Source organism: Pseudomonas syringae group sp. 26L6 (assembly GCF_032587815.1).
Lineage (GTDB): Bacteria > Pseudomonadota > Gammaproteobacteria > Pseudomonadales > Pseudomonadaceae > Aquipseudomonas > Aquipseudomonas amygdali.
Genome location: NZ_JAWHPJ010000009.1, coordinates 320,488 through 334,251 on the forward strand (window position 1 = coordinate 320,488; position 13,764 = coordinate 334,251).

General features: G+C 61.8%; 2 protein-coding genes (1 of these 2 only partly in view). Both read left to right on the forward strand.

The genetic code is table 11. From position 1 onward, the window contains the following. A complete protein-coding gene (locus tag RYA97_RS04000; protein ID WP_316891931.1) occupies positions 1–9,495 on the forward strand; it encodes a non-ribosomal peptide synthetase in 9,495 nt (3,164 codons plus the stop codon). After that, positions 9,492–13,764, forward strand: partial view of a non-ribosomal peptide synthetase gene (locus tag RYA97_RS04005; protein WP_316891932.1) — the 5' end (the start) only. It continues 13,514 nt past the right edge of the window; only the first 4,273 of its 17,787 coding nucleotides appear in the window; it begins with the start codon at positions 9,492–9,494; its stop codon lies beyond the right edge, outside the window. The genes RYA97_RS04000 and RYA97_RS04005 overlap by 4 nt, the downstream gene beginning before the upstream one ends.

Consider the following 13,764-nt stretch of genomic DNA (forward strand, 5'->3'; position numbering starts at 1 on the left):
ATGTTTGCCCCAGCCGCTGAAACTTTCCCTCTGACCGCTGCTCAGCGTGATATCTGGCTTGACCAGATCAGCCGTGGCGATTCTCCGCTTTACAACATCGGCGGCTACCTGCAACTGACCGGGCCGGTTGACCCGGCGAATCTGCATAGAGCGCTGGAACAACTGGTTGCCGCTCACGAAAGCTTGCGCACAGTGCTGATGCCGGGAGCAGGGACGGATGGCTTGCCGCTTCAGTCATACGCTGCTGTCATGCCGCTGACCCTACCGTTACACGACTTCAGTGATCACCCCGAGCCGACCCGTGCAGCGCAAGCGCTGGTCAATGACCACATGCGGCGTCCATACGCACTGGATGGCAGCCCACTGCTCGATTTCCGCCTGATCCGTCTTGCCCAGGATCAACACTGGCTGGTGGGCCAGGCCCACCATCTTATTCTTGATGGTTGGGGCTTCGGCCAGTTGTTCAAGTCCCTTGGCGAGCTTTACAGCGCATTGATGGCAGGTGAATGCCTTAAACTCAGTGCGCCAGGCTACCGCGCCTTCATTGCCGACGACGCGCAGTACCAAGCGTCGAAGCGCTATTCGCTGGACAAGGCCTATTGGCTGGAAAAATACCGTGAACTGCCGGAACCGTTGCTGGTATCGCGCTATCACAACCGTCGGGCGACAGATCCGGCGCCGTCCCATGCCTGGGTGCAGGCACTTCCCCAGGCATTGCATGTGCGCATGAAGCAATTTGCCGAGCGCCACAATGCGTCGGCGTTTCATGTCTTGCTGGCGGTTCTGCATGTCTATTTCACGCGTACGGCGCAACGCGACGAATGGATTGTGGGCTTGCCGTTACTCAACCGCAACGGCGCGCGCTTCAAGGCCACCCTGGGCCACTTCGCCCAGGTCAGTGCGGTGCGCATGGCTTTCGCCGACGGGCTGGACTTCGGTGCTCTGGTGGTCAAGGTCCGTGACGCGCTGAAACGTGACTTCCGTCATCAACGTTTCCCCCTGAGCGAGCTCAATCGCAGCCTGGAGTTATCCCGCGAGGAGCGCGCGCAGTTGTTCGAAGTCTCGGTGTCCTACGAGCTGGAAGACCACGATTACTGCTACGGCGAAGCTGAGGCACACACGGTAAAAGTCTCCAATGGCTATGAGGCGACGCCGCTGGCCATCCACTTGCGCACCAACAGCTACAACGACGATGCGGCGCTGCATCTGGTCCACCATCGCGCCTGGATCGAAGATACCGAGGCCCAGGCCATCGCCGGGCGTCTGCTGCACATACTAGAGCAGGGCCTTGAAAGCCCGACGCTCAAGCTTCAAGACTTCCACATTTCAGCGCCAACCGAGCAATTGCAGATACAGGCCTGGAACCAGACTGAAAAAACTGCTGCCGAAGAGCAATTGATTCATCGACGCATCGAGCAACAGGCACGAATCCGCCCGTATGCGGTGGCAGCGGCTTATCAGGGGCAGCACCTGACCTACGCACAACTCAACCGGCAGGCCAATGCGCTGGCCCAGCGCCTCATCTACCAGGGCGTACGGCCTGACGACCGGGTTGCCATCGTTTCCCGCCGTAGCCTGGAGACCCTGGTCGGGCTGTTGGCGGTCCTCAAGGCTGGGGCTGCCTATGTGCCCATCGACCCGTCACACCCACGCGAACGTTTGCATTACCTGCTCAGCGACAGTGCGCCGGTGGTGGTGCTGACGCTATCAACGTTGAACGACCGTCTGCCTGCTTTGGCAATGCCCCTGATCGAGCTGGACCACTGCGCAGACAGCCAGGGGGCTGACAACAATCCGCAGGTAGCGGGGCTGAGCAGTGACAATCTGGTTTACGTGATCTACACGTCGGGCTCCACCGGCCAGCCGAAAGGCGTGATGGTGGAGCATCGTACGCTGGCCAATCTGGTTGACTGGCATTGCGATGCGTTCGACGTGAAGGCGGGCAGTCATACGTCCAGCCTCGCCGGCTTCGGCTTCGATGCAATGGCCTGGGAGGTCTGGCCGACCCTGTGCGCTGGCGCAACCCTGCACCTGGCCCCGGTTCAGGACAGCGGGGAGGACATTGAAGCGATGCTGAACTGGTGGCGTGCCCAGCCGCTGGACGTCAGCTTCCTTCCGACTCCAGTGGCTGAGTACGCCTTCAGCCAGGACGAAGAACATCCGACCCTGCGCACTCTGCTGATCGGCGGCGACCGCCTTCGTCAATTTGTTCATAACCGCCGTTATGCGGTGGTCAACAATTATGGACCGACCGAAACGACGGTAGTCGCCACCTCTGGCCAGATATTGGCCAATGGCTCGCTGCACATCGGCGGCCCCATCGCCAACACACGGGTTTACGTGCTCGATGAGCAGTTGCAGCCAATGCCCGTGGGCGTTCCCGGTGAGCTTTACATCGGTGGCGCAGGCGTTGCGCGCGGTTACCTGAACCAGCCGCAATTGACCGAAGAGCGGTTTGTCGCCGACCCGTTCAGCGATGTCGAACAAGCGCGTATGTACCGCAGCGGTGACCTGGTGCGCTGGAACGCCGACGGGACCCTGGATTATCTGGGGCGCAACGATGATCAGGTGAAGATTCGTGGCATGCGCATCGAGCTGGGAGAAATCGAGGCGATGCTGGCCAGCCTGGAGGGTGTCAAGGATGCGGTGGTACTGGTTCGCGACTTGCAGCTGCTGGCCTGGTTCACTGAAACGTCTGCGGTCGACACCGACGCACTGAGCCCTGCGATGCGGGCGCGACTGCCGGGTTACATGGTGCCGCGCGCGTTCACGCGTCTGGCTTCACTGCCGCTGACGGCCAACGGCAAGCTTGACCGTCGCGCGTTGCCTGACCCGGACCCGGCGTACCTGCTGGGGCAAGCCTATGAGGCACCTAAGAGCGAGGTGGAGATCGCCATGGCGGCCATCTGGGCGCAAGTCCTGGGTGTGGAGCGGGTAGGGCGACACGATAACTTCTTCGAATTGGGCGGTCATTCCTTGCTGGCCGTGAACCTGGTCGAGCAACTGCGCAAGGCGGGGCTGATGGCAGATGTGCATGCGCTGCTCAGCCAGCCGACACTGGCTGCTCTGGCCGCTTATCAGCAAGATGCTCAGGCATTCAAGGCACCTGCAAACCTTATCCCGCCAGGGTGTAACCGGATCACACCGCAGATGTTGAGCCTGGTCTCGCTTGAACAATCGGCCATTGATCGTATTGTCGCCAGCGTGCCGGGCGGTGCTGCCAACGTGCAGGAAATCTACCCGCTGGCACCGTTGCAGGAAGGCATTCTTTACCATCATCTGACCGCCGGGCAGGGCGATCCGTACCTGTTGCAATGGCGTCTGGCGTTCGACACGCCGCAGCGCCTGTGCGCGTGGGCCGATGCGTTGCAGCGCGTTATCGACCGGCACGACATTCTGCGCACCTCAGTGGCCTGGGAGGGGCTGGAAAGCCCGCAACAGGTGGTCTGGCGCAACGCTGAACTGACCGTACAGGCTATCGAGTTCGATGCCGACGAGGAAACGGCGATCATCGACCGTCTGCAACGGCGCTTTGACGCCCGTCACCATCGACTGGATCTGTCACAGGCACCGTTGATGCGTCTGGTGCATGCCCATGAACCGGCAAGCGGAGAAACAGTCGCCATTTTGCTGTTCCATCATCTGGTTCTTGATAACACCGCGATGGAAATTGTCAGCCGCGAGATGCAGGCGTTGCTGTTCGGCCAGCGTTCTGACCTAAGGACGCCGGTGCCTTATCGTAACTATGTAGCGCAAGTGCGGCTGGCCAGCGATGAGGCCGGTCACAGCGCATTTTTCAGCGAAATGCTTGGTGATGTCGAAGAACCGACCTTGCCGTTTGGCATACAGGACGTGCGTGCCGACGGCAGTGGCATAGAGGAGGATCGACGGTCACTTGACCACGCCCTGGCCCTGCGACTGCGCGAACAGGCGCGGCAACTCGGTGTGAGCGCGGCAAGCCTGATGCATCTTGCCTGGGCGCGGGTCCTCGGGGTGCTGGCCAACCGTCGGGACGTGGTGTTCGGCACCGTATTGTTGGGGCGCATGAGCGGTGAGGGGGCTGATCAGGCACTCGGCGTATTCATCAATACCCTGCCACTGCGGGTCGATACGGCGCTGACCACTCGGGCGGCCGTCAAAGCCGTCCATTCGAAGCTGTCTGCACTGATCGCTCACGAACAGGCTTCGCTGGTGCTCGCTCAAGGCTGCAGTGCCGTCGCATCAGGTTCGCCGCTGTTCAGTGCACTGCTCAATTACCGCCACAGCGCTGACGTAAAGCCGCAGGACGGTGAAGGTCTCTGGCAAGGCGTGCGGGTGCTCGGCGGCGATGTGCGCAGCAACTACCCGTTGACGCTCAGCGTGGACGATCTGGGTGAAGGCTTCGACCTGCATGTCTTGGCGCTACAAGGCATGGGCGCCGAGCGCATCGCTGGCTGGGTGCTCAACACGCTGACGCATCTGCTGGAGACGCTGGAAGAGGCGCGGCCACTGAAGCTGGAAAACGTTTCGATTCTCGACGCCGAAGAGCGCAGCCATTTGCTGCTCGATTTCAACAACAATGAACAGGGCTTTGTGCAGCACTGCACGGTGAATGCGCTGATCGAAGCGCAGGCCGCCAGTCGACCCGACAGTCCTGCGGTGATTCAGGGCGGTAACGTCCTGACCTACGCGCAGCTGAACGAGCATGCCAATCACCTGGCTCACCATCTGATCGGTCTGGGTGTCACAGCAGATGAGCGAGTCGCATTGTGTCTGCACCGTGGCCCGCAGCGGCTGGTCGCCATGCTGGCGGTGCTCAAGGCTGGTGCTGCGTACGTGCCGGTAGATCCGGTCTACCCGGCAGAGCGCATTGCTTACCTGCTGGAGGACAGCGCACCTCGCGTGGTCCTGACCGAAGATTCGACGCGCGATCTGGCGGGCGATGCAACGCAGTTGAACATAGAGCAGATTAACTGGCTTGAGGCGTGCGCCAGCAACCCGTCGGTAGCGGGCTTTGATGAGCATAATCTGGCTTACGTCATCTACACCTCCGGTTCAACCGGCCAGCCCAAAGGCGTCATGGTTGAACACTGCACGCTGGTCAATCTCGTGCACTGGCATTGCCAGGCGTTTGATCTGCAGGCTGGCAGTCATACGGCGAGCGTGGCGGGTTTCGGGTTTGACGCCATGGCCTGGGAAGTGTGGCCCGCATTGTGTGCCGGTGCCGTGCTGCATCTGCCACCGGCACAGGTCGGCAACGAACACGTGGATGAGCTGCTTGAATGGTGGCTGGAGCAGCCGCTTCAGGTCAGTTTCCTGCCGACTCCGGTGGCTGAACAAGCATTCAGACGCCCTCGTCAGCATCCGACTCTGCGCACGCTGCTGATCGGCGGCGACCGTTTGCGTCAGTTTGACCGCGACCCGGGTTTCGCCGTGATCAACAACTATGGCCCGACCGAAACCACCGTGGTGGCCACCTCTGGCGTAGTAAAACCGGGTGGCTCGCTGCATATCGGAGGTCCGATTGCCAATACCCGTGTTTACGTACTGGACGGGCAGTTACAGCCCGTACCTGTGGGTGTCATCGGCGAGCTGTACATCGGCGGCGCAGGTGTTGCGCGGGGCTATCTGAACCGGCCGCAGATGACCGAAGAGCGTTTTGTTGCTGACCCATTCAGCGACAAGGCGCAGGCACGTATGTATCGCAGCGGCGACCTGGTGCGCTGGAACGCCGATGGCAGTCTGGATTACCTGGGGCGCAACGATGATCAGGTGAAAATTCGCGGCATGCGTATCGAACTTGGCGAAATCGAGGCGACCCTGGCCAGTCAGGCGCAGGTCCAGGATGCCGTGGTGCTGGTGCGCGGCGAACGTTTGCTGGCCTGGTTTACCGAAAACTCACCCGTCACCCCCGATGTCCTGCGTGAAGCGCTGCGCGCGCGCCTTCCCGCGCACATGGTGCCGCTGGCCTTTACACGCCTGGACACGCTTCCCTTGACCAGTCATGGCAAGCTGGATCGCAGTGCCTTGCCGGACCCTGAACTGGAAGAACTGAGCGGGCAGGCCTACGAGGCACCGCAAGGCGAAACAGAGACCATCATGGCCGGTCTCTGGGCGCAGGTGCTGGGTCTGGAGAAAGTCGGACGGCACGACAACTTCTTTGAACTGGGCGGTCATTCGCTGTTGGCGGTCAGCCTGGTCGAGCGCCTGCGCAATGCGGGCCTCAGCGTCGATGTACGGGTGTTGCTCGGCCAACCGACCGTTGCCGCTCTGGCCACATCGGTAGGCAAAGGCCGTGAAATTTCTGCGCCTGCCAACCGCGTTCCAGCCGGTTGCACGCACATCACGCCGGATCTGCTCAGCCTGACACAGCTCGATCAGACGACCATCGAGCGTATAGTCGCCACGGTGCCTGGCGGCGCGGCCAACGTGCAGGAGATCTACCCGCTGGCACCGTTGCAGGAAGGCATTCTTTATCACCACCTGACCGCCGAGGAGGGCGACCCGTACTTGCTGCAATTGCGCATCAACGTCGACAGCCCGGAGCGCCTGGCGGCGGTGGCCGACGCGCTGCGCAAGGTCATTGCCCGGCATGACAGCCTGCGCACTGCAATCGTCTGGGAAGGACTCGACACGCCACAACAGGTCGTCTGGCGCCAAGCTGATCTGCTTGTCGAGCGTGTATCGCTAGCGCAAATCGATGCGCCCGCAGGCTCGGCACGCTTGAACTTGAGCTGTGCGCCGCTGATTCGTCTGGCCTACTGCCCGGACGCAACGGGTTCTGGCCTGTCTGCAACGCTGATGTTCCATCACATCGTGGTGGACGCCACTGCGCTTGAGGTCATGCGTGAGGAAATGCTCGCCCACCTGCGCGGCGAGTCTGGTCCAATGCAGCCCGCCGTGCCTTATCGCAACTATGTGGCGCAGGCGCGTCTGGGTGTCAGCGAAGCGGAGCACGAAGCTTACTTTCGCGAGCAACTGGGCGATATCGACGCGCCGACGCTGCCATTCGACCTGCGCGACGTGCAGGGTGACGGCAGCTCCATCGAGCACGCGCAGCAGGTGCTGCCTGATGCGCTTCTGCAAAGCCTGCGCGGCCAGGCTCGGCAACTTGGGGTCAGTGTCGCCAGCCTGCTTCACCTGGCATGGGCGCGCGTTCTGGCTGCGGCCACCGGCACTGACCGGGTGGTATTCGGCACTGTCCTGCTGGGTCGTTTGCAGGGCGGTGCGGGTGCCGACCGCGGCATGGGCATGTTCATCAACACACTGCCACTGCGAATTGATCTGGGTAACGTCGGTATACGTGAAAGTGCACGCGCTACTCACGCCCGGCTTGCGGCGCTGCTCGGTCACGAACATGCGTCTCTGGCTCAGGCCCAACGCTGGAGCGGGGTGGCCGCGCCCTTGCCGTTGTTCAGTGCGATTCTCAACTACAGACACGCCGCAGGCCAGGCCCGTCAGGATGCGCAGCTCGATGCGTGGCGCGGTCTGGAAATTCTGGCAAGCGAGAAGCACACCAACTATCCGTTGAGCCTCAACGTCGATGACCTGGGCGATAGCCTGCGCCTGAGTGTCACCGTGCCACCTCAGGTGGGTGCGCAACGTATCTGTGGTTATGTGCAACAGGCGTTGACAGGCATCGTTGACGCGCTTGAATGCCAGCCGGATCTGCCGGTGCAGCATCTTTCTGTGCTGAACGCCGAAGAGCGCCAGCGTTCGCTGGTGGACTTCAACGCTACGACGGTTCATCACGATCTTCAACAAACCCTGCAAGGGCTGTTCGAGGCGCAGGCGGTGCGCACGCCGCAGGCTGTTGCCCTGCGCGCCGGGCGTTCGCAGCTGAGCTATCGACAGCTCAACGAACAGGCTAACTGTCTGGCCCATCACCTGATCGATCTGGGTGTGCGGCCCGATGATCGCGTAGCGATCTGTGTCGAGCGCGGCCTGTCGATGGTCGTTGGCCTGCTGGCCATTCTCAAGGCCGGTGGCGCGTACGTGCCGCTTGACCCGGGCTACCCGCGCGAGCGCCTGCAATACATGGTCAAGGACAGTGCGCCGGTGGCTTTGCTGGTGCATGCAGGCACGCGCAATCTGCTCGACGATGAACACACCCTGCGGGTCGACCTGGACAGCTCGACCTGGGACATGCAGCGCGGTGATAACCCGCGTGTCCCCGGCCTGATGCCGAATCATCTGGCGTATGTGATTTACACCTCGGGCTCCACCGGCACGCCCAAAGGGGTGATGGTCGAGCATCGTAACGTCAGCAATCTGGTGCAGTGGAGTTCGCGACTGTGCCCACCCACAGCGGCCAGTATATTGCTGCAAAAGACGCCGATCAGCTTTGATGCCTCGGTCTGGGAGATTTTCTGGCCGTTGAGCAGCGGTATCCCGCTGGTGCTGGCCCGCCCTGACGGCCAGCGCGATCCTGCGTATCTGGCGCAGTTGATTCAGGAACGTCAGGTCAGCGTGGTGCAGTTTGTTCCGGTGCTGTTGCAGCAGTTTCTCGACCTGCCGCAAAGCAGCCAGTGCCTCAGCCTGACCGACATCGTCTGCGGCGGTGGCGAGCTGACCATCGCCCTGGCCGAGCAGTTACGCAAGCAACTGCCGCAGGCACGCCTGCACAACGTTTATGGTCCGACCGAAACCACGGTGGATTGCAGTGTCTGGACACTGGAACCCGACCAGGCCGTGCCGGAAAGTGCTTTGCCTATCGGTTGCCCGATCAGCAACACGCGATTGTATGTACTCGATGCCTATGACCAGCCTGTGCCCTTGGGTGTTATCGGTCAGTTGCATATCGGTGGTGTCGGAGTAACCCGTGGTTACCTGAACCTGCCGCAAGCTGACGCCGAACGCTTTATCGACAGCCCCTTTGTTGCGGGCGACCGGCTGTACCGCAGTGGCGATCTGGTGCGTCAGCGGGCGGATGGCAACCTCGAGTTCCTCGGCCGCAATGACGATCAGGTGAAAATCCACGGGCTGCGTATCGAGCCTGGCGATATTCAAGCCTGCCTGACCCGTCATCCGGGGATTGAACAGGCCGTCGTGCTGGTTCGCGACGAGCAGCCGGGCGGCCAGCGGCTGGTGGCCTATTACACCGGCACGCCGCTGCCGGTCGAGACACTGCGTGAGGTGCTGCGTGCGCAGCTGCCGGATTACATGGTGCCTGCACTGTTTGTGCACCTGGACGCCATGCCGCTGAGCCCCAACGGCAAGCTGGACCGCAAGGCTCTGCCTGCGTCCGGCGGCGATGCGCTACTGACCCGCCCTTATGAGGCACCGCAAGGCGAAACCGAAGCCTTGCTCGCCAGACTCTGGAGCGAGCTGCTCGGAGTCGGGCAAGTCGGACGACACGACAACTTTTTCGAACTGGGCGGCCACTCGCTGCTGGCGGTGAACCTGACTGCGCGCCTGCGCCAGGAAGGCATCGAGGCCGATGTCCGGGCGTTGTTCGAACAACCTACGCTGGCAGGCTATGCAGCCATCACAGAGAGCATGGAGATAATACTGTGAGCATCAACGAACTATTGGCGGCACTCAAAGCTCACGCTATTCACCTGACGGTCAAGGACGGACAACTGGTGGTGCAGGGCAATCGCCGTGCATTGACCGAAAACGGTCTGCTGGAGCACCTGCGCGAGCACAAGCCGGCGCTGATAGAACTCATCGAACAAGGCGACTACCAGAACAGCAAACGCGGCGCACTGACGTTGCCCGCCAATGGCATCCCTCAGGGCTGCGAGCGAATCACTGCGCAGATGCTGACGCTGGTGGAGCTTGATCAGGCAACCATCGACCAGTTGCTGGACGCAATACCGGGAGGTGCCGCCAATGTGCAGGACATCTACCCGCTGGCTCCGCTGCAGCAAGGCATTTTGTACCATCACGTTACCGCCACTCAGGGCGACCCGTATGTGATGCAGGTGCAATTCGCCTTTTCTGATCAGGCGCGTCTGAAGGCATTCGCCCAGGCGCTGCAAACCGTCATCAACCGGCATGACATTCTGCGCACCTCAGTGCACTGGAACGGTCTGGAAACCCCGGTGCAAGTGGTCTGGCGTCACGCTGAACTCAAGGTCGATACCTCGCCGAGCGCCGAAGGCATGACCATGTTGCTGGGCCAGGCACCGCTGATGCGTCTGGTCTGCCATGAGCCGGCGCAAGGTCAGGGGGTACAGGCCACGCTGCTGTTCCACCATATCGCCATGGACCACAGTGCGCTGGAAGTAGTGCGTCATGAAATACAGGCGTGCCTGTCGGGGCAGGCCGGGCTGCTGGGTGTACCGGTACCGTTCCGCAACTATGTCGGCCAGGCGTTGCTGGGCGTCAGCGAAGAACAGCATGAAGCGTTCTTCCGCGACATGCTCGGCGACCTCGATGAACCGACCCTGGCGTACAGCCTGCAGGATTTGAGCGGTGACGGCGATGAGCTCGAAGAGCACAGTGTCACGCTTGATCTGCTGCTGTGCCAGCGTTTGCGCGCTCAGGCGCGGACCCTGGGAGTAAGCGTCGCCAGCCTGTTTCACCTGGGCTGGGCACGGGTGCTGGCAGGCCTTGCCGGACAATCACGGGTTGTCTTCGGCACTGTGCTGATGGGGCGCCTGCTGGGTGCCGAGGCCACGGAGCGAGCGCTGGGCATCTTCATCAACACCTTGCCGCTGCGTCTCGATCTGGACGATCAAGGCGTGCAAACCGCAGTACGGGCAACTCACCAGCGCCTGACCGCACTGATGCGCCACGAACACGCACCACTGGCACTGGCTCAGCGCTGCAGCGGGGTGCAAGCGCCGACGCCGTTGTTCAACGCCTTGCTCAACTATCGTCACAGTTCACCAGCGCAGGCTTCCGGTGAAACATGGCAGGGCATTGAGGTGCTGCATGCTCAGGAACGTAGCAACTACCCGCTGGTACTGAGCGTCGATGATCTGGGCGAAGCGTTTGGCTTTACTGCACAAACCACCGCAGGTATCAGTGCGCAAAGCATTTGCGCTTACATGCAATGGACCATGGAAAGTGTGCTCGATGCGCTGGAGCAGACGCCGCAGATGCCCGTCGATCAGCTTGATATCGTGCCCGCCAGCGAGCGAGCGCAGCTTCTGCTCGGCTTCAACGACAGACATGCCGACTATGAACGCCGACTGACGATTCACCAGCGCATCGAACACCTGGCAGAGCAACAGCCTGATGCGATCGCCGCGCAGGTGGGCGAGCAATGCCTCAGTTACAGCGAACTGAACGCGCACGCCAATGCGCTCGCCCAGCACTTGATCGGCATCGGCGTACAGCCCGACGATCGCGTTGCCGTGGTTGCACGACGCAGTCTGGAGACGCTGGTCGGCTTACTGGCCGTGCTCAAGGCCGGGGCGGGCTACGTACCGGTTGACCCGGTGCATCCGGATGAGCGTATCGCTTATTTGCTGACTGACAGCGCACCGGTTGCGGTATTGACGCAACAGGCATTTGTGGAACGCCTCAACGGGGTTTCAGGGTTGCAAGGGCTGGAAGCACCGCTGATCAACCTTGACCTGGCGAACTGGCCGCAACAGCCAGGCAACCCGCACATCGGCGGGCTCAATTCGACTCATCTCGCCTACGTTATCTACACCTCGGGCTCGACCGGTCAGCCCAAGGGCGTGATGGTCGAGCACCGGACGCTGAATAATCTGGTCGACTGGCACCGCGCCGCCTTCGATCTGCGCGCGGGCAGTCACACCGCCAGTGTGGCGGGTTTTGGTTTTGACGCCATGGCCTGGGAAGTCTGGCCAGCCTTGTGCGCCGGGGCGACATTGCACCTGCCGCCTGCCGAGATCGGCAATGAACAGCTCGATGCGCTGCTTGACTGGTGGTTGACCCAACCGTTGCAGGTCGCATTTCTACCCACGCCTGTTGCCGAGTACGCCTTCAGTCGCAACCTGCGTCACCCGACCCTGCGCACACTGCTGATAGGCGGCGACCGTCTGCGCCAGTTCCATCGTGATCCAGGCTTCGCAGTGATCAACAACTATGGCCCGACCGAGACCACCGTGGTCGCCACCTCAGGCCGCCTGTTCCCCAATGGCAGCCTGGACATCGGCAAGCCTATCGCCAATACCTCGGTTTATTTGCTGGATAACCGCCAGCAACTGGTCCCGCTGGGTGTGGCAGGCGAGCTGTACATTGGCGGCGACAGTGTCGCTCGCGGTTACCTGAATCAGCCGCAACTGACTGCTGAGCGCTTTCTGCGCGACCCTTTCTCCGGACAACCACAGGCGCGCATGTACCGTACTGGCGACCTGGCACGCTGGAACGCCGACGGCACACTGGAGTACCTGGGCCGTAACGACGACCAGGTGAAGATTCGTGGCGTGCGCATTGAACTGGGTGAAATAGAAAGCCAGCTCGGCCAATTGCCAGGCATCGAGGAAGCGCTGGTCCTGGCTCGCGAAGATGAGCCAGGGCAACCGCGCCTGGTGGGTTACTTCACTGAACGTGCAGACGCTCCCACCACCACAGTAGAGCAATTGCGTACCGCGCTGCTGGCCCGCCTGCCGGGTTATATGGTGCCCGGCGCATTGGTACGACTGGAAAGCTGGCCACTGACGGCCAACGGCAAGGTCGACCGCCGTGCATTGCCAGTCCCCGACCGCGATGCGCTGTCAACCGGGGAATACCAGGCACCGCAAGGTAATCTGGAGAACGCACTGGCCCTCATCTGGAGCGAATTGCTACAGGTCGAGCGGGTAGGGCGTAATGACCGGTTCTTTGATCTGGGTGGCCATTCGCTGTTGGCCATGCGTATGGTTTCTCAGGTGCGCCAGCGTCTGTCACTTGAGCTGGCCCTTGGCGACCTGTTTGCCGACAGTTCGCTGATCGCGGTGGCGCACTGCCTGACGGCTGCCGCGCGCAGCCAGTTGCCTGCAATCGACGTGCAGCCACGCACCGGCCCTGTTCCGCTGTCTTCTGCTCAGCAGCGCATCTGGTTCATGGCGCAAATGGAAGATGCCAACAGCGCCTACAACATCTCATTGGGCCTGAAACTGAGCGGCCCGCTGGACAGCCGTGCCTTGACGCGTGCGCTGGAACGCATTGTCGCCCGCCACGATAGCCTGCGCAGCCAATTCAGCCAGGAAGACGACAAGGCCTGGGTGCAGGCGGCGCCCGCCACGGTAGTGCCCGATATTGGCTGGCAGGACTTGCGTGGCCAGGACGCGGGGGCCTTACAGGCGGTAACAAAGGAAGAGGCAGCGCAGCCCTTCGATCTGCACCGCGACCTGCCGATTCGCGGTCGCTTGCTATGCCTGGCTGAAGACCTTCACGTTTTGCTGCTGACCGTACACCACATCGTTGCCGATGGCTGGTCGCTGGGTGTTCTGACGCGTGAACTCACCGCGCTCTATCAGGCGTTCAGTCAAGGCCAGGATGATCCGCTGCCTGCGCTGACGCTGCAATATGGCGATTACGCAGTGTGGCAGCGCAACTGGCTGGATGCCGAACGGTTGAGCCATCAGGGCGATTACTGGCAGCAGGCACTGGCCGGTGCGCCGGTATTGCTGACCTTGCCCACTGACCGTCCACGGCCTGCGCATCAGGACTATACCGGGGCCAGTGTCACGCTGGAGCTCGATCCGCGCCTGGGCAGCGACCTCAGGACCTTCTGCCATGAGCAGTCGGTGACACCGTTCATGCTGTTCATGGGGGCCTGGGCCGCATTGCTGGCGCGGTTATCCGGCCAGGAGGAAGTCGTCGTCGGCATGCCGGTTGCCAACCGCCGCCATGCCGAAATCGAAGGCCTGATCGGTCTGT